Origin of the sequence: Sorangium sp. So ce394 (assembly GCF_051474665.1) — a bacterium.
Lineage (GTDB): Bacteria > Myxococcota_A > Polyangia > Polyangiales > Polyangiaceae > Sorangium > Sorangium cellulosum_D.
Genome location: NZ_CP150339.1, coordinates 9,740,521 through 9,759,826, shown reverse-complemented (window position 1 = coordinate 9,759,826; position 19,306 = coordinate 9,740,521). Strand labels below are relative to the sequence as shown.

General features: G+C 71.4%; 9 protein-coding genes. 6 read left to right on the top strand and 3 right to left on the bottom strand.

Annotated elements, in window-relative coordinates:
- Positions 1 to 40 precede the first annotated feature (40 nt).
- Both WMF33_RS35995 and WMF33_RS35990 read right to left on the bottom strand, forming a co-directional pair.
- A complete protein-coding gene (locus WMF33_RS35995) occupies positions 41 to 1,939 on the bottom strand; it encodes a hypothetical protein (RefSeq protein ID WP_437332856.1) in 1,899 nt (632 codons plus the stop codon).
- 337 nt (positions 1,940 to 2,276) lie between these two features.
- Positions 2,277 to 3,788: a hypothetical protein gene (locus WMF33_RS35990; protein ID WP_437332855.1), complete on the bottom strand. Its 1,512-nt coding sequence runs from the start codon at positions 3,786 to 3,788 to the stop codon at positions 2,277 to 2,279.
- 445 nt (positions 3,789 to 4,233) lie between these two features.
- On the opposite strand from WMF33_RS35990, the gene WMF33_RS35985 reads away from it, so the two are divergent.
- The 6 genes from WMF33_RS35985 to WMF33_RS35960 are packed head-to-tail and all read left to right on the top strand — an operon-like array spanning position 4,234 to position 18,134.
- Positions 4,234 to 6,435: a type VI secretion system Vgr family protein gene (locus WMF33_RS35985; RefSeq protein ID WP_437332854.1), complete on the top strand. Its 2,202-nt coding sequence runs from the start codon at positions 4,234 to 4,236 to the stop codon at positions 6,433 to 6,435.
- Positions 6,432 to 8,588, top strand: a complete 2,157-nt coding sequence (locus WMF33_RS35980) for a type VI secretion system Vgr family protein (RefSeq protein ID WP_437332853.1) — start codon at positions 6,432 to 6,434, stop codon at positions 8,586 to 8,588. The genes WMF33_RS35985 and WMF33_RS35980 overlap by 4 nt, the downstream gene beginning before the upstream one ends.
- Positions 8,581 to 9,093 (top strand): hypothetical protein, encoded by a 513-nt coding sequence (locus tag WMF33_RS35975; protein WP_437332852.1) that lies wholly within the window; start codon positions 8,581 to 8,583, stop codon positions 9,091 to 9,093. Before WMF33_RS35980 ends, WMF33_RS35975 begins: the two co-directional genes overlap by 8 nt.
- Positions 9,090 to 11,636, top strand: coding sequence for a type VI secretion system Vgr family protein (locus tag WMF33_RS35970; protein WP_437332851.1), 2,547 nt, complete (start codon positions 9,090 to 9,092; stop codon positions 11,634 to 11,636). Before WMF33_RS35975 ends, WMF33_RS35970 begins: the two co-directional genes overlap by 4 nt.
- Entirely contained in the window at positions 11,633 to 14,074 is a 2,442-nt protein-coding gene (locus WMF33_RS35965) for a hypothetical protein (protein ID WP_437332850.1), read from the top strand. Before WMF33_RS35970 ends, WMF33_RS35965 begins: the two co-directional genes overlap by 4 nt.
- 34 nt (positions 14,075 to 14,108) lie before the next feature.
- Positions 14,109 to 18,134 (top strand): RHS repeat-associated core domain-containing protein, encoded by a 4,026-nt coding sequence (locus WMF33_RS35960; protein ID WP_437332849.1) that lies wholly within the window; start codon positions 14,109 to 14,111, stop codon positions 18,132 to 18,134.
- A 125-nt stretch (positions 18,135 to 18,259) separates the two neighbouring features.
- On the opposite strand, the gene WMF33_RS35955 is transcribed toward WMF33_RS35960, so the two are convergent.
- Positions 18,260 to 19,294, bottom strand: coding sequence for a hypothetical protein (locus WMF33_RS35955; protein ID WP_437332848.1), 1,035 nt, complete (start codon positions 19,292 to 19,294; stop codon positions 18,260 to 18,262).
- Between the last annotated feature and the right edge of the window lie 12 nt (positions 19,295 to 19,306).

Here is a 19,306-nt window from a genome sequence, read left to right as displayed (position 1 = left end):
AGCATGCGGGGCACCGGACGCGTGCCGCGGGGCGGCGCGGCTATTGCAGCGTCATGGTGTAGGAACCATTGGCGCGGAGGCCGATCATCTGGATGACCCGGACGACGTACTCGCCAGGTTGCTCGAAGAGCCGCGATACGTCGTTGTCACCTTCCAGAAGATACTCCTCGAGGGGGAGCTCGTCGGCCGGCGCATCGCGCCGGATCACCTCGACGCGGCCAGTGTCCGTATCCCGCAGCACGATGTGGACGTTGGCCGATGCGCCTGCGCTCACCAGGAACCAATCCTCGTCTTCTCCCTTGGCCAGCTCCCACGTGCCCTCGCCGGCCTCGCCGGCCTCCAGCGTGGTCGCCGTCTCCAGGGACGCCCCGTGATCGTCCGCGTAGAGGGAGATGTAACGTTCGAGCTCTTCGGGTCTCGGGAGCAGCGGCGACGTGACCAGCTGTTCGCCCAGCGACGCTCGGAGGTAGTATGTGCCCGTCTGGCTCGGCTTGAACGAGACGGCCCGTTCCGAGGCCGATGCCACGAGGTTCTGCTGGGCATCGAAGAGCTCGAGAGGCAGGCGGCCACCGAGGGAGTAAAGCGTGTTCGCCTGCAGATCGACGGCGAACATGTCCGCGTCGCCGGGCGGCTCGATGCGCGCGCTCCACTCGCCGGGATCGACCGCGCTGGCCGAATCGGGGCCATCGCCGTGGTCGTCTTCCACGTGGCACAGGGGCCGCGACGGGTCGTCCGTGTGCCCCTCGCACGCGCGAAAATCCCGGAGGAGACCCAAGTAAAGCGAGAGCCAGCGGGAGAAGACCTCATGGTTCTCCTCGTTCATGGTCGACTGATCGACGGCGCCTTGCATCTGGTCGGCTCGAGCCAGCATCCTATCGATCTGTTCGAACAACGTGGGGCTCTGGTTGCGCCGCAGCCAGTCCGCGAACGCGTCTCGGTTCTGTTCGAGCGTGCGCCCCTCGTTGGCCACGTAATCTGGCCGGGACACGCCGACCAGGTCGAAGTCGTAGGGAGCATAAACGATCGCCTTACGATCGACGTCGGCCATCATGACCAGGTTCTTCCCGTCGATCCCGTCGTACTGAATCACGAAATCGTTCAGCAGGTTCAGCAGCACTCGACCATGCTGGTCCACCTCGAACTGCGAGGTGTCGACCCCGGACAGGTCTTCCCATTCCTCCATGCCGCAGCGCTCGGCCATCTCGTCCTCGGGCTCGCGCACGAACGCGAGGTGCGTCTCCTCCTTGCCGGTCGGCGCGTCGTGGTAGGTGAGCCGTACGAGCCGCGTCTTGAGCGAGGGCACCTGAAGCTGATCGAGCACTTGATAAACGGTGTCCTCCATCAGCAGGCGCTGTTCGTAGGTCTCGAGAGAGTCCGCCTTGAGCGTGGGAGACAAGCCTTCCCTGTCCCCGCAATGCGTGACGAACTTCACCGACTTGCCGAGGTGCGCGAAGATGTTGTCTTTCTGCTTCTCCTCGAATTTGAGCGAGAACGGGCGAAAGCCGCAATGGAAGCGCGAAACTCCCCGGGCGATGATGTTCGCGGTGATCGGCGCAGCGCCGCTCTGGTCGCTCAGCTCGATCACGGCCTGCGAGCCCGATTCCTCTTTTGTTGGCGCGCTGTTCAGCTTCGTAAAATCGGCAGAGATCCGCATGTTCAACACGTCGCGGCTCTTGAACATGGGCGATTTTGAGGCGTCGCAGGTGAACATCTGCGAGCCCGGCGGCGTGTCGGCGTGCGGCTCATCGCCGGGGTCGGCGGGCGTCTCATCGCCAGGGTCGGCGTGCGGCTCATCGCCAGGGTCGGCGGGCGTCTCATCGCCATCGGGATCCAAGATGGATTCCTTCGGGTTGTTGGGCGGCTCACTGGAGCATGCCCCGCTCAACGCGAGTCCAGGCAAGAGCAGGGCCGCGAGGGTGATCAAGCGCGCTTGGTTCATAGGACATACATCCATTGCGAATGGTTGGTGCCGCGAGAGGAAGCATTGGCGCCGCGGATGGAATATTCAAACCATGGTAAACGGCAATGCTTTTCTCATGTGCAACTACATCGTTGATGCCGTCAGGGGGCGCGAGCCTTCAGACGATTTGCCGTGGCGTCCTCGGCTCGCTCGCCTGGACACCTGGAGGGGTGTCGTCGCAGAGGTTTCGATCCAGCGAAACGCGATATTTGCTATCGCATGAAAGAGTTTGGACGCGTTCTGCTGCTTGCTCGTCCATCGCCGCTTCCGCTGCGCGAGCGATCCGTGACGCGTCCACGCGCGGCCTCGTCGTGCTTCAGCGCGCGATCAGCTCCCCGTCGGAGGTCCACCCCACCTTCGCGTCGGGCGCCGTGGAGCCCGGCTCCGGGAACCACAGCGTGATGCGACCGCTCGTGGGCTCGCGCTCCGATTCGGGGAACCCGAAATCGGGATCGCCCGGGTAGCTCCGCTGCTCGCCGTCCGCCAGCGTGACCGTCATCTGCCGGATGAGCGCGCCCTCCAGCTCGAACGCCACGCGGCGGCCATCGGCCAGGGTGACGCCGCTGCGACCGATCGATGTCGGCGCGTTCGCCAGCCACGCTTCGCGCATCGCGAGGCGCGGATCGCCGATGCGCTGGGCGTGCTCGCCGCAGGCCGGCGGCGCATCGCCGAGGCGCGCGCACACCGCGTGGAAGAACGCGCTCGCCGCATCATACTCGCGCACGAAGCGATAGCGCGTGGCCAGGATCTCGTCGTCGAAGATCGGAACGTTGGCGAGCGGCTCCGCATCGATCTGGTTCAGCGCGACCTGCACCGCGGCGATCCCATCGACGATGGCAGCTCGGAGCGCGTCCGCCGGCACCTCTTCCCGCAAGGTCCAGATCAGCTGCCGGAGCGACTGGCCTGTCTCGTGATCGGCGCGACCGAAGCCCCAGAACGCGTCCGAGACGGACTGCTCGTAGACGTCCATCCTCCGGCGGCAGTCGACGGGCGTGCCCCCTTCGTCCAGCACCTTGCCATGGCAGGGATCACCGTCGAACACGTGCGCGAGGATGTCGGCGATGGCCTCATTCGCGGCGGTGCTGAGGCGCTCGCCGAGCGGACCGGAGGCGAGCCAGAGGCCGTAGTGCAGCGCATGGCCCAGCTCGTGATTCACGACGTCCCTCTCCAGGTAAGGGTGTGCGCGCGTGGGCTGCGTGGAGTGTCCGAGCAGGATGTAGGAGCAGTTCCTGCGCAGCGGCAGCTCGAACTCGCCGTTGTCGGTTTGAAACGAGAAGGCCCCATCGGGGCCCAGGAGCTGCTCGTGCTTCCGGCGCAGCGCCTGCGCAATGTCTGCCGGGCCGACGTCGGGGTTGTCCGCGTGCTTCTCCACGTCTTCGAGGAAGCCGCGATGCAAGGGTGGCCGCTCGCACGTGAACGCGTCGATTCGCTCGATCGCTGCCCGGTTCGAGGGCGCGCTCGCGACCTCCGCCTCGAGCGCGCGCAGGTCGTCGAAGATGCGCTCGCCGTAGAGCTGCGGCAGGGCCTCCGTCGCGCTCGTCCCGGGCGGCGGAGAGATGAACAGCCGCGCTGGCGCGTGCGGCAGGCTCAGCCCTGCCTCCGCCCAGTACGCGAGGAACGCTCGCGCCGAGGGCAGCACGTCGGCCTCGAAGCGCTCGCGATCGGCCTCCGTGGCAAACGCTGCGCGCGCGACGACCGGCTCGACGAGGGGCGCCGACTGCGGTGTTGCCTCCTCGCGATCTCGGAGATCGAGCCCAGCGCTCGTCATCGGTTCCACGTCACACGCCGCGAGCAGCGGGGCAAAGGCAATGACAATGGCTTTTTTCATGTTGGGTCTCCAGGAAAGAGGGGGGCTCCCGTCGGGCCGGCGCGTCATGCGCCGGCTCGTCAATGGTCCTATTCCGCGCCGTCCCGTGTTCCTTTAAGCTCTGCGGACGATTTCTCGCCCGCCGTGCAGAGCCACAGCCGCCACTCGACGCCCGTCCTCAAGGATCGGTCTCCGGGTCGTCGCAGTCGCGCCGCCCCCAACCGCGAGCGCCCGTGTGGATGCCGCGCGCCGGAGGATGCCGGCGCGCGGCGGCGGCCTGCAGGCTGGCGGGCGGCGGGGGAGGGGCCCAGCTCCAGATGCTGCGCAGGTTTGCGTTACCGCGTAGACTGGCCGCCCGGGCCAGGCAGGCCGGGAAGGATTTCACGATGCCCGCGCACACGCGCCAGTCCCAGGAAAACGACGGTCGCACCCGTCACACGGCCCGCGCGCGCTGGAGCCTCGCATCATGAACCACATCGACGTCCGGCTCGCCTGCGAGCCGCTCGGAGCCTGCGTCGTCCTGGAGCTCCTCGGGCGGGAGGCGATGGATGCGCTCTCATCCTGGGAAGTGGTCGTCGCCATCCCGGGAGAGGTCGATCTCGCCGCGTTGCTCCGCGCCCCGGCCACGCTCGCGATCGTCGATCCGGCCGAGGGGTCGGCGCGGCTCGTCCGCTTGCTCATCATCGAGGCGAGCTTCGATCTTCGCCACGGCCGGGACCGCGTCTGCGCGCTCCGCCTCTCGGATCCTCCGTGGCTACTCACCCAGCGCGGCGGCTACCGCGTCTTCGTCGAGGAGACCACCGAGCAGATCGTCACCGAGGTGCTGACGGGCGCTGGCATCCCCGCGACAGCCATCGAGCCCCGGCTCGCGAGCGCCTACCCGCTGCGGGCCCAGTGCGTCCAGTACGCCGAGGCGGAGTGGGCGTTCGTCGAGCGCCTCCTCGCCGACGAGGGGATCTCGTACTGGTTCGAGACCACGCCCGAGGGCGAGCACCTCATCGTCTTCGGCGATGGCACGGAATCACACGACGGAATCGAGGGCGGCGTGACCCTCCCCTACGCCGGGCCCACCGGGACAGAGCTCGGCTCGCGCGCGCTTTTCTCGCTCGAGTGGGAGGAGCGGGTCGTCACCGATCGGGTCACCGTGCGGGACTTCGACGTGCGGCACCCAGGCGTGTACGTCGACGGCCATGCCGGCGAGGGGGAGCTCGGCTGGCTCGAGTACCCGGCCGGCGTCACCACGCTCGAGGCCGCGACCGCGAGGGCCGAGCGGCGCCTCGAGCAGCTTCAGCGGGACAGAATCACCGTGACCGGCGAGAGCGATTGCTCGCGCCTCAAGCCGGGGCGCATCGTCGAGATCGCGGGCGCGGAGCTCTTCGAGCAGCGGATGCTCATCACCGAGGTTTCGCATCGCTTCGCCCGTCCGCTCCCGGACGGCGGCCGGGCAGTGCCTTACAGAAACCGTATCACGCTCAGGCCCACGAAGTCGTCGGACAGCGGCGCTCGCCCGCCCTATCGGCCCGCGCTCCGCCCCGCGCCCGCGGTGGAGCACCTCGACAGCGCGGTGATCACGGGCCCTCCCGGCGAGGAGATCCATGTCGATGATCTCGGCCGGGTCAAGCTGCGCTTTCTCTGGGATCGCGCCGGCATCCAGGACGATCGCTCCTCGCACTGGACCCGCTGCCTCCAGCTTCCGGTCGGCGCTTCGATGTTCCTTCCCCGCGTCGGCTGGGAGGTCACGGTCGGATACCTCGACGGCTCGCCCGATCGGCCGTTCGTCCTCGGCCGCGTCTACAACGCGACCGCCGTCGCGCCGTACCCGCTCCCCGCGGCGTCGGCGACGACCTCGTTCCAGTCCTGGACCACGCCGAAGAGCGGGATGACCCAGGAGATCAAGATGGTCGACGACGCAGGACGACAGGAGTTCTTCGTCCACGCCTCGAGGGACTTCTCGGTCAAGGTCGGCGGATCGGAGACGATCCGGGTCGGCGGAGACGAGGAGCACTTCGTCGGCCTGTCGCTCACGAGCGAGGTGTTCGGCAGCCACTTCGCCGGGATCGCGGCGATGCAGACGGTCGACGTGGGGCAGGAGATGCTCCTCTCCGTCGAGGGGTCGAACCAGGAGCTCATCGGCGGGGCGGAGCTGATCAACGTCACCGGCAACCGCGCCGTGCTGGCCGACAGCGCGTGTGTCGAGGTGATCGGCGCCGGCTATACGCTGCTCTGCAACCAGTCGAACGTCCACACGGCCGGCGCCTGCACCCGCGTGGTGCTCGGAACCACGTCGCTCACGGGCGGCCTCGGCGTCACCGAGTCGGTGGCGGCGGCGCGCACGTACGTTTGCCGCGGCTCGCGGACGATCACCTGCAGCGGGTATGCCGAGTCGGTGCTCGGCGGCAAGCGGAGCAAGGTGGGCGCGGTCAACGAGCGGGCCGCGGGCAACGTCGGCGTCGAGGCGTCGAGCGGCTCGATCACGGCCGGTACCGTGGAGATCCACGCCGGCGGCAAGGTCTCGATCAGCGCGCCCATGGTGACAATCGACGTCACCGGGAGCATCGAGGCAGGCACGCTGAAGCTGGGCGGCGGCAAGCTCACGACGAGCGGGAGCATGACCGAGGTGAGCGGCGGCACGACCACGAGATCCGGCGGAGGGAAGGTGGGCGGTTGAGCGACCGGAACATTGTCCTGGAGATCCCCGACGTCAGCGCCGAGGTGCGCGTTCATTCGTGCGAGATCGAGGAGCGCGTGGGCGCCCCGACGGTAGCCCATGCGCGCTGCACGGCCTTCGTCAGCGGCGCGCCCGCCGAGCTCACGTCGCTCGATCTGATCGGCCGCGCCGCGACCCTCTCGCTGCACTTCCACGGCGTCGTGCGGCGCTTCGAGCTCTCCGTCGAGGCCGTCGAGGAGCGCGGCGGCCACGCGCGCGTGGCCCTCGCCTCGCCCGTGGCACGGCTCGACGACACACGCGATTACCGGGTCTTCGTGGACGAGAGCGCCACCGAGATCGCGGCGCGCGTCCTCGGCGAGCATGGCGTCCGCCTCGATCTCCGCGCCCGTCGCGCGGCGGCGAAGCGACCCCACTGCGCCCAGGTGTTCGAGAGCGCTCTCGCCTTCTGCGCCCGCCTCCTCGCCGAGGAAGGGATGAGCTGGTTCCCCGACGCGGAGGATCCCGCGCTCCTCCACGTCGCCGACGCGCCCGTGACCTTCCTCGAGACGGGCGTCGTGACTCCGTGGCGCGCCGAGGCAGGCTTCGAGCTCGGGCGGGCCCTGCATGCCGCGCGGATCCGGAGGCGGGTGACGGTCGAGAAGGCCGCGCTCAAGGACTACGATTTCACGCGGCCCATGCTCGAGCTGAGCGGCGCCTCCGGAGACGGCGCGCTCGAGTGGTACGAGTACCCAGGCGGCTTCCGCGATCCGGACGCGGGTAGCGAGCTCGCCGCGATCCGCCTCGCCGAGCGGAGCGCCGAGGCGACCGTCCTCGAGGGCGAAGCCACCGAGCCGGAGCTCCGCGCCGGCGGCATCTTCGAGGTGACGAGCGCGCCCGAGGAGCTCGGGGAGGCGCGCTGGCTCGTGCTCGCGGTCGTGCACGAGGCGAAGGCGCAGGGCGGTCCGGCGGAGCTCCTCTACGGCGCGCGCTTCCGGGCGGTCCCCGCGCGCGGCGGCTTCCGGCCGGCGCGCACCTCGCCCGCCCCCCGCGGCGGCGCCGGCACAGCGGTGGTCACCGGCTCGCCGGGCGAGGAGATCGCCCTCGACGAGCACGGCCGCACCCGGCTCCTGCTCCGCTGGGACCGCCACGGCAGCCCCGACGCCCGGAGCTCCGGGTTCGCCCGCGTCGCTCAGCCCCAGCTCTCGGGGGCGATCTTCAATCCCCGCGTCGGCTGGGAGCAGCTCGTCGGGTTCGGCGATCAGGGCGGAGAGATCCCGGTGATCCTCGGCCGGATGTACAACGCCGTCCAGGCGCCGCCCGCCTCGTTGCCCGCGAAGCAGGTTGAGACCCACTTCGGAACAGCGACCACGCCGGGCGGCTCGAGCGGCAATGGCCTCCGGATCAGCGACGCCGCCGGGCAGGAGGGCTTCGCGATTCAGGCCTCGGGCGACTACAAGGAGCAGATCGAGAACGACAAGGTCGTCGAGATCGCCGTGAACCACACGCGCACGATCGCCGGCGAGCGGAAGGTCGTCGTCAAGGAGCGGGTCGTCGAGAAGGTCGCCGGCGAGCAGTCGATCCAGGTCGGCGGGCTCCGCAAGGTGACCGTCGATTCGAACTATGGGCTCCACGCGGCCTCCGAGACGGTCGCCGTCGGCGCCGCCCGGGTCATCCGCGCGGGCGGCGACTACATCACGAAGACGCCGACGTTCGTCCGGGTGGTGGGCGGAGTGAAGCAGGAGATCGGCATCGAGCACCAGAGCGTCTTCACCAACGGCGTGTCGACGCTGCTCGTCGGCGGCTCGGTGAACACCACCGGCGGTCTGTCGGAGTCGGTGGGCGTCGCCGGCGCGGCCGTGATCAAGGTCTCGGGCGCGCAGACCATCGCCACGGGCTCCTATGGCCTCACCGTGCGAGGGCTCTACGCCGAGAGCTACGCCTCGCGCAGCGCCACGGCGGCGGGCAACATCATGGAGAGCTTCGGCAAGGCCACCTACGCGTCGAAGGGCGCGGCCAGCATCACCGGCTCCGAGGTCGCGATCCAGGCGATCGCGAAGCTCACGATCAAGGCGCAGGGCGTGACGGTCACCATGACGCCCGCATCGATCACCGTCTCCGGCGACTATGAGAGCTGCACGCCGAGCGTGGAGGAAGGGATTCACTACTATGGCTAGATCGCGCACGGTCCAGCAATCGGCCGCCCGCCCCGTCCGGGGCAGGGCAGCGCCCCTCGGCCCCGGGCTCCACCCTGGCGTCGTGGAGATGGCCGTGGCGCGCGGCGACGGCGAGCCGCGCCCCGCGTACCAGGTGCGCACGAGCGGCGGCCGTCGGCTCCTCGCGGCGCTCGACCCCGGCGTCTCGCCCGCGTTCATGGACGAGTGCATGCGCGAGGGCCGCACCGTGGTGCTCGCGGACGCGCCCGCCGGTGTCGGCGGCGCCAGCGTCGCCATCCTGGGCGCGCTGCAGACCGCCTCGGCTCCGGCGCCGGACGCGCACGGCACGCTCGCGCTCGAGGGGCGTCACGTCCGGCTGCGCGCCCGCGAGACGCTGGAGCTCGAGGTGCCCGGGTCGAGCTTCCGGATCGAGCCCGGCGGTGCGGTGCGGCTCGAGGGCGACCGGCTGGTGATCGACATGGCGGCGCTCGTGCGGATCTTCTCGGCGCGGGTGGAGCTGCCGTGAGCGGCGTTGCGTTGACGATCGAGGGCGCTCTCGACCTCGTGCCAGCGCGCCTCGGCGGCGTGGAGCGGCTCGGCGAGGCCTCGGTCCTGGAGCTCGATCTCCACGGCCCGAAGGACGCGCCTGTCGCCACCAGCGCCGTGCTCCGCAAGGCGGGCCGGGTCGTCCTCGACGCCCCCGCCGGGGCTCGGGTGATCGTCGGCGTCGTCACCCGCTTCGTCGTGATCGCGAGCGATCACGAGCACCGCCGCGCCTACCGCATGACGCTCGCGTCACGCTTCGCCCTGCTCGCGCTCACCCGGAGGGCGCGCAGCTTCCAAGAGCTCACGGCGCCGGAGATCGTCGAGCAGGTCGCGCGCGGGGGCGGCTACACGACCGTGCGCAAGGACCTCCACGCCTCATACCCCAAGCTTCGCTTCGTGGTGCAGTATCAGGAGAGCGACGCCGCCTTCATCCGGCGCGTTTGCGAAGAGCACGGTCTCTACTTCCGCTTCGAGCCGAACGGCGACGGCAACGACGAGATCTTCGTCCTCGAGGACGACTCCACCGCGGCCGAGGACGCGACCCCGGACGGCATCCCGCTCGTCCCCCGCAGCGCCCTGGACGATCCGCGGCCGGTCGCGGTGGACGCGTCGCGGCGTCTCCGGCGCGCGGTCGGCAAGGTCACCCTCCGCGACTACAACCCCGACCGGCCGCGGCTATCGCTCGAGGCCAGCGCCTCGGGCGGGACCGGGGCCGAGCAGGAGGTCGAGGTGTACGAGGCGCCCGGCGGCTTCACCTCCCCGGCGGAGGGCGAGGCGCGGGCGCGGATACGGCTCGAGTCGCTGCGCGCCGATGCCGCGCGCGTCTCGTTCGACACGAACGTGCTCGCCCTCTCGCCCGGCGCCGGCTGCCGCCTCATCGAGCCACCGGACGGCCACGGCGTCGTCCGGATCGCGGGCGAGCACGTCGTGACGGCGGTCCAGCTCCGCTGGGACGCCGCCGAGGGCGTCTTCCGGGCCAGCGTGGACGCGATCCCGCGGCGCGTGCCGTTCCGCCTCCCGAAGATCACGCCGAGACCGCGTATCCCGGGGGTGCAGTCGGCCTGGGTCACCGGCGAGCGCGGGCAGGAGATTCACCCCGACGCGCTCGGTCGCGTCCACCTCCGCTTCCACTGGGATCTGCACGGCGAGACCGACCATCGGAGCAGCCTCCCGGTGCGGGTGATTCAGCCGCAGGCCCCAGGAGGGCTGGTGGTGCCGCGCGTGGGCTGGGAGGTCTTCGTGATGTTCGAGGACGGCAACCCCGATCGGCCCGTCGTGCTCGGCCGCTCGTACAACCAGATGCAGCCGCCGCCGCTCGCCCTGCCCGCGAACAAGACGGTGACCTCGATCACGACCGACAGCTCGCCGGGCGCGGGCGCGCGGACGGTCCTCCAGATGGACGACGCCGCGGGCCGCGAGCACCTCCTCGTCCACGCGCCGTTCGCCAAGGACACGTCGGTCACGCGCAAGCACGCGGTGCAGACGCTCAAGAACGAGAACCTCCAGATCGGCGCGACGCTGAAGGCCGACGTCGGCGGCAACGAGTCGCTCTCGGTGCACCTCGGCTTCATGGGCGGCTACGGCTCCCGCAGCGTCAAGGTGGGCGCGGCGCAGTACCAGAGCGCGGGCGGCAATTTCGTGAGCCAGGTCGGCAGCGAGACGGACGTGGTGCTCGGGATGCTGGCGGAGCAGGTCGGCAATCCCGTGAGGGGCGCCGCCAACCTCGCGGTTTCCGCCGCGCTCTCGAAGATCGGCACGAAGGGCGTCGCAGGGCAGATCGCGGCGGCCACGCTCGGCGCCGCCCGCGCCGCCTACGAGGGATATCAGGCCAAGGGCGCGGATGGCGCGCTCGCCGCGGCCAGGGACAGCGCGATGGGGAGCGCCATGGCGCTCCTGCCCGGGGGCGAGGCGATCATGGCGGCGGTGAAGGGCTCGTCGAGGCCGATGCCCTGGGATCACGGCCGCCCCGATCAGGGCACGGCGGCGCCCGGCGGCGGCGGCGCGGGCGCTGGCGGCGCCGAGGGCGGCCCCGCAGGCCCCGGCCCCGGCCACCGCAGCGTCGCCGCGAGCTCCTCGTACACCGAGGCGGTCGGCGCGCTCTACGCGGTGATGACCCCAGGCCCTGTCTCGTGGGTCACCGTCGGCCCGGCGACGACCCTCATCAACGGGAGCCACACGAGCAAGGCCGCGAAGGCGGGACTGCGGGTCGGCGGCGGCCTCGGCGAGTGGCTCGGTTCGTTGAACATCAACAGCACGGGCGTCATCGGCCGGAACGTCACCGGGATCATGAGCTCGGACGTGAAGGGCGCGCTTCGCGTCAACTCGGGGGGCACGTATACGCTCACCGCAAAGAGCGCGCTCACCCTCAAGGTGCAGGGCAACCTCCAGCTCGGGGGCAGCCCGATCACCTTCAGGTGCGGCGCCTCCGAGCTCACGGCCACACCGGGCGGCGTGAAGATCAAATCCCCCTCCATCACGATCACCGGAAGCTCGAGCCAGTCGGGCTCGCTCACGCACCGATGACGCTCTCGGTCCTCGGCCTTGGCCTGATCTCGCCGGCTGGCGCCTCGGCCCGCGATCACGTCTTCTTTCTGCGCGCCGGGGCACCGCCGCCCCCGCCCTCGCCCTTCCTCGGCCCCGACGGCCGCCGGGTCGACGCCCGCTACTGCCCGTGGATGAAGCCCCGGAACGCCGACGCGGACCGTCTCCTCGCCCTCGCCCGGAGCGCCGCCGCCGAGGCCCTCGCCGCGCTGCCCAGAGGTGCCGCCGCGGCGGTCCCTCACTTCCTCGTGACCCCCGCGCCCCGCCCGGGCCTGCGCGAGGAGGCGCTCGCCGGGCTCGCCCGAGGCCTCGCTCCCTCGGCGCAGCGCTTCACGGGGGCGGCCGGCGCCTTCGCCGCGCTCGCTCGGATTGCAGAGCTCATCGAAAGCCGCGCGATCGGGGCCGCGCTCCTCGTCGGTGTCGACTCCTTCGCCGGCCTCGACGCGCTCGCCGACCGGCAGGAGCGACCCCCGAGCCCCTGGCTGCTCGCGCCGCCGCCGCCCTCCGAGGGCGCGGGCGCGGTCCTGCTCGCCTCCCCGGAGCAAGCCTCGCGCTTCGGCCTCGCGGTCCTCGGCGAGATCGTCGCGAGCCGGTGCGCGCCCGGGCGCGCGACCGACGAGGACGACGAGCCCGTCGACGCCGCGTCGATGACCGCGCTCTTTCAGGGCCTGCCCGCATCGAGGCCGATCCAGGCCGTCTTCGGGCAGGGCCGCGTCGACGCGCTCCGCTGCCGCGAGTGGGAATGGACCGCGGCGCGCTCGGCGGATCGCCTCGCCTCGAGCTACTTCGGCCCGTGCCTCGAGGCGGAGGTCGGCGCGCTCGGCGCGGCGGCGGGCGCGATGAACGTCGCCTATGCCTTCGCGTCCTTCCGCCACGGCGCCGCGCCCCCCGACGCCGCCTCGTGCTTCGTGGCCTGGGCCATCTCCCGTGACGGCACCCGCGGCATCGCGCTCGGCTGCGCGCCTCCTCCGCCAGCAGACACGACCGCGGACGGAGCTCGCGTGCTGCTGCCGCTCGCCGTCGAGGTGACCGCGCGGTACGTGGAGCGCGACCCCTTCGTCCCGCCGCCGGAGCCGCCCGAGGAGGAGACGGACGACGATGCGCGGCGCGACGAGGACGTCGCCGGGACGCAGGCAGGGGCGCCCGTGGCGGCGGCGAACGACGTGGATCCGCTGCTCCCGGCCCTGCCACGCGAGATCGCCCCCGCGGCGCCGGTGCGGCTCGACCCCGAGCGGGTGATCGAGCTCGCGCTGCCCAGCTTCTACGCCTCCGTCGTGGCCCACTGCGGGGAGCTCGCCGCCGCGCTCGCCCGCGATCGCCTCGAGGCCCCGCGCGCGTGGCTCCCGTCGACCGAAGCGCGGCTGCTCCGCCAGATCGACGCGATCGTCGCCGCGGGCCCGCGCGCGGTCATCGAGCTCGCCGCCTTCTGGGAGCGCTCGATCGACGACCCCTGGAGGTCGTCCGCGGCCGCGCTCGCGCTCGCGGCGTTCGCGGGCGACGACGCCCTCGCCGCGATCCACCGCGCCATCCACCTCCTGCCGCCTGACGCCGAGGACCACGCGATCACGGTCGCCGAGGCCCTCGCGCACGCGGAGCACCCCGGCCTCGAGGACCTCACGCGCGCGCTCTCCGCGTCGGCGCACCCGATCGCCCGGGCCATCGGCGTGACGCTGCTCTCCTCCCGCGGCGAGATCCCGCGCGCCGCGCTCGGCGTCGCGCTCGACGACGACCACGACGCGGTGGTGCGCGCCGCGATCTGGGCCTGCGAGCGCCTGCCCGTCGCGCAGCGCGCCCGCTTCACGGAGCAGCTCTGGGCTCGCTGCCGCGCGGCCGCCCCGGCGGTGGCCTGGTCGGCTGCGCGCGTGCTCGCGATCGGGGGCGAGCCCGATCTCCACCGCGACGACGCCCTTTGCGCGCGCCTCGGTCCGCGCGCCGCGGAGCTGTTCGTGCTCGCCGGCGGCCCCGCCGACTGGCCGCGCCTCGAGGCCCTGCTAGGCCGCCACCGGCCCACACGCGCGTCCCTCTCCGCCGTGGGGCGGTTCGGCTGCCCCGCGTCTTCCGACTGGCTGATCCGGCACCTCGACGGGGAGCTCGCCGACGACGCCGCGGAGGCGCTGCGCACGTTCCTCGGCCCGCTCGTCCCGGCTGCGCGGGCGTCGGAAGCGGGTGCCTGGCGGGAGGCGCTCGCGGCGCAGCCCCTCGACCCGAGGGCGCGCTACCGGCGGGGCCGCCTCTTCTCGCCCGCGGTGGTGGCGGACGAGTGCGCCTCGGGCGAGCTCTCGCGCCTCGCCCTGGAGCAGCGCCTCGACGAGCTGCGCGCCCGCCTCCACCTGCCCGAGCTCGTCGACGTGAGCGGCCCCCATGCGCGGGCGGAGGCGAACCTCACGACCTTCCTTGCCCTCGCGCGGAGCCGGGGCTGACCGCCGCGCGCACCCCAGAGACGAGAGAGACACCGTGGCGACGATCAACCTCAAGGCCATCGCGACGACGCAGAGCAACCACTTCTGCCCCGGCCCCGTGCCGGCCATCAGCACGTCGCCGCCGACACCTCCGGCCGGTCCGGTGCCGGCCCCGTACCTGTACGCGGCGTACTCGCGGAGCGCGACGGGCACCGCCGACCGCCTTCAGGTCGCGGGCGCGCCGGTGCTCGTGAAGGGCAGCTGGATGAGGGTCGCGCCGCTGGGCAACGCCCCTTCCCAGCCGACCGGCGGCGACGTCGTGACGCACGTCGTGGGCGGCGTGGGCAACGTCTACACCGCGTCGACCAAGGTGATGGCCGGCGGCTGCGGCGTCGCGTGCACCGGCGACCAGGTGCATCTCAACGTCATCGACTCCAAGGCCAACATCTCGCAGGTCAGCGGGGTGCTCCTGATGGCGGCCATGGTCCGGGCCGCCGCGTACGATGGCAGCGCCGTGAACGTGATGGTGACGCTCGATCCGATCTCGGTCGCGTCCGGCGCCGTGGTCGACGAGAACCTGGACCTCTCGATCCCGGGCCTCATCCCGATCGACTGGAAGCGCCTCTACAGCTCCGCGCGCAACCGCGAGCACACGCCGCTCGGGCGCGGCGGCTGGACGCACGCGTACCACCAATGGATCGACGTCGAGGGCGACGTGCTGCGCCTCCGCGACGCGGACGGCGCGACGATCACCGTGCGTGACGCGAAGCCGCGCGAGCCGGCCTTTCACCGGGGCAAGCGCCTCGTGGTCACCCGCGACGGCCGCGGCGGCGCCACGGTCTTCTCCCTCGACACGCGCCTCACGCGGACGTTCTCGCCCGCCGGCGGAGGACGCGCCTATCTCCGCGAGATCTCCAATGAATCCGGGCACAGGGTCGCCCTGGAGTACGAGGCGGAGCGGCTCGTGCGGATCATCGACACCGCGCGCCGCGCGATCGCCCTCACCCACGACGGCGACGGCCACATCGTGCGCCTCGAGGTCTTCCCTCCGGGCGGCGAGGGGGGCGCGCCGGTCTACGCCGTCTCGTTCGCGTACGGCGACGGCGGCGAGCTCGTGCGGGCGACCGATCCGCTCGGCCACAGCGAGTCGTACGGCTACGACGAGCAGCGCCGCCTCACCCTGAAGACGCTCCCGAACGGCCTCTCGTTCCACTACCGCTACGACCCCGACACGGGCCGCTGCGTTCGATCCTGGGGCGACGGCGATCTCCATGCCGGCGACCTCACCTACGATCTCGAGCAGGGGATCACCCGCCTCACCGGCAACCTCGAGCCCCGCGTCTTCACCTGGCGGCTCGCGGACGGCTCGGTGGTGCGCGAGGCCTCGTCCGACGGCCTCCGCGCGCAGGATCTCGAGTTCGACGATGACGGCCTGCTCCTCCAGGCAAGGGACGCGGCAGGCAACACGCTGACCTTCACGCGCGACGCGCGAGGCAACGTCACGCGCTACGACGATCCGCTCGGCCCGCTCGTCGAGCTCGAGTACGCGGACGACCTCCTGGTGCGGCGCCGCATCGGCGGCGTGACGACCGAGCACGCCTACGATCACCGGGGCCGGCTCGCCTCGGTGAAGTACGCGTCCGGCGCGCTCCTGTCCATGCAGTACGACGAGCAGGGCCGCCTCGCCGCGGTCCACGGGCCCGACGGGCTCCGCGGCGGGTTCGTCTACGACGAGCACCACAACGTCGTGGAGGAGCGCACGCCCCGCGGCGGGGTGCGCCGCTTCCGCCACGACGCGCTCGGGCGGCCGGTGGTTTACATCGATCCGCTCGGCCGGGTGACGCGCCGGGAGCTCGACGCCCTCGGCCGGACGCTCGCGCTCCACCTGCCCGACGGGACCACGCTCCACTTCGAGTACGACGCGCTCGGCCGCCTCACGCGCCGCACCGACGCGCTCGGGCGCACCGAGACGTTCCGTTATGCCGGCCTGAGCTCTCCTGTCGAGGTGGTCTCGCCCGACGGCTCGATCTGGTCGCTCTCCTACGATCTGAACGAGCGGCTCCAGCAGGTGAAGAACCCGAAGGGCGAGACCTTCGAGCTGCGCTATGACCGCTCCGGCAGGCTCCGCGAATACCGCGCCTTCGACGGCCGTGTCGCGCGGGCCTGGCACGGCAAGAACGGCCGCCTCGCGCGCGTGGAGAACCCCGACGGCACCTTCCGCGCGCTCCGCTACGACGGCATGGGCAGGATCCTGGCCGAGGAGACGCCGCACGGCGCGATCAAGGTCGAGGCGCCCGACGACCGCACCGTCGAGTATGTCTTCGACGATCCGGCGGGCGTGGTCCGCGTGCGCATCGAGCACGACGCGCTCGGCCGCGTGGCCGCCGAGACGCAGAACGGCCGGACGATCCGCTACGAGTACGACGCCCAGAACCGCTGCACGGCGCGCCACCTGCCGGCGGGGCACGTGACCCGCTACGCCTACGACGAGGAGGGCAACGTCACGTCGATCGATCACGACGGCTACCGTGTGGATCTCCAGCGCGATCTCGCCGGAACGCTGCTGCGGAAGGTCTTCGTGGGCGCGGGCGTGGACGCGCGGCGCGAGATCGATCCGATGGCGCGCCCGACCCGCGACTGGGTCGGCGCCCCCGGGCGCACGCTCGTCGATCGCCTTTACCTGTACGACGCGCGAGGCGCGCTCGTCGAGCGCAACGACATGCGCTGGGGCGTCACGCGTTACCGCTACGATCCGCACGGGATGCTGCTCGACGCGAGCTCGGCGAAGGGGCGCGAGTCGTTCGAGTACGACGCCGGGGGCGCGCTGAAGCCGGCGGGCGCGGCCTGGGAGACGGGGCCTGGCGGGCTCCTGCTCCGCACCGAGGAGGCCGCGTATGCCTACGACGACGCAAACCGGCGCACCCGCGAGACGCGCTCCGACGGCGAGACCGAGTATCTCTGGGACTGCCGCGGCCAGCTCCGCGAGGTCCGGCGCCCTGACGGCTCGCGCGTGCTGTTCGCTTACGACCCGTTCGGCCGCCGCGTCAGGAAGGAGGTCGTCCCGCCGGTCTCGCCGACCGCGCCCGCCTCGGAGGCGCCGAGGCCCCGCGTCGTCGAGTACCTGTGGGACGGCATCTGCCTTGCCGCCGAGCTCGACTCCGAGCGCGGCCTGCGCGTCTTCGTGCACGAGCCGGGGACGATGCGCCCGCTCCTCCAGCAGGAGAGCGGCGTGGTGTACGCGGTGATCACCGACCATCTCGGCACTCCGACCGAGCTCATCGGCCCCGAGGGGGAGGTCGCGTGGTCCGCGTGCCACGCGGCGTTCGGCAGGGTCGTCCAGGCAGCGCGCCCCGAGGGAGGCGCGCCCGTCGCGTCGCCCTTCCGGCTGCTCGGCCAGTACCACGACGAGGAGACGGACCTCTGCTACGTCCGCTACCGCTACTTCGATCCCAAGGTGGCGCGCTTCCTGAGCCCGGATCCGCTCGAGCTGCTCGGCGGCCGCAACCTCTTCGCCTTCGATGGCAGCCCGACCACGCACGCTGACCCGCTGGGCCTCGCCTGCGTCATCGTCGGCAACCCGGCGAGAGACCGGTTCGTCGCCTACTGCATTTCCCGCATCAATCCGAACCCGAACAACTACGCGATCGTGGTGCACGGGACAGCCCATCACGTGGCGGTGCCGGACGCGAACGGGGTCCACTCCTTCCATACGCCGGGCCAGCTCCTGGCCATCGTCAACGCTGCCGGAAACTACAACGGCGCGGCGCTGATCACGCTCAACTCGTGCAACACGGGCCGCATGCCGAACGGCGTGGGCGCGCAGGTCTCTGCCGCTTACCCCAACCGTCAGGTCCTCGCCCCGAGCGACATCGTCTGGGGTCTCGGCGAGCGGATCGCGCCTCAGCAAGGGGTGGCCAACAGCTCGAACTATGTGCCGCGGCCCGGCGAGCCTGACCCCGTCCCCGACCCGGCGCGCCCCGGACAGTGGAACTCATTTTATAACGGCATGCCCCATGTCAACAACCGGCACGACCAGTACACGACGCTGCCCGTGCCGCCCGCGCCTCCGCCGGGCAGCTAGCTCCGCGGCGCCCCAACCGCTCCTGACTGCGTGAGAGGTCTCGCCCAACGGGGCGGCTCGCGGCGAGGCGGTCTGCGTCGCGCGGCTTCTCCAGCGCGGAACCAGGGACGAACCTGGGCGGGGTGCTAGGCTCGCGCGTGGTAAAGGACGACCTGATGCCGGTAGCGACCGCCGAAATCCATGGTGAGCCACAGGTCGCCTTCCTCGCCGGCCACCAGACAAGATGAGGAGAACTGGCTCGGATCCGTGTGGAACGGGATGGGAATACGCTCCCAGTTCCCTCCTCGACCCAGACGGTAGATGCAGAGCGGCGACGTGCGGTCGTGAGAGCATACGACGAGCCCTCCCGACGGCGTGGCCAGGAGGTTGTCCACCCTGTAGTCCCCCAAGAAGGGCGGCAGCATCTGCCATGTGCCCTGGGCGCGACGTGCGATGAAGCGCTCCCCGGATCGCAGCGAGCCCCGCGCGAGGAGCTCGTCGCCTCCACCTCCGGTATGCACTGCGACGCTCTTCTCATCCACGCCGGGTGGCAACACGAGCTTCTCCGGCGTGAGCTCACCTCGCGGGAACACCCACCACCCAGGTTCGAGGCGCGTGGACTGTGTCACGCAAACAATCACGTCGCCGGATCTCGTCGTGCGGAGCCCCATGGGCGGGTTCCAGCCATCCCACAAGAGCTTCTCGGCGAGGACGGGAGGGATGGGCCTGTCCGAGCCGTCGAGCCGCCGGAGGGCGCCGTCGACGCCCATGGCGAGCACCCCACCGGCCCACGTGCAGATCCACGCGAGATCCGGCTGCTCCACCCATCGCCCGCGCTCCTCGTCCCAGCGGACCACCGCGTTTCGCGGAGATGCCGCCGTGATGATCCCCGGCATCGCCGGAGACGGGCCGGCGGCAGCGTGCGCCCGCCATCCCACGTTCGTGGCGAGGGCCCAGACGCGATCAGGCCATCGGCCGGCCATGTCCTTGATCTCTTGCGGAACGACGGGCGGCGGAGACACCCCATCGGTGCTCGGCGCCACCACGACCTCGGTCCTCCGCGGATCGTGGAGCCGCCCGCCGTGGGCCCGCGCCACGTGAGGCCCGGTGACCGCGAAGATCGCTCCTTCAAGGCGGTGAAGCTCGATGGGCTGCTGGGATGATGCGATTGCCGTGAACATGCCGAGATAGAC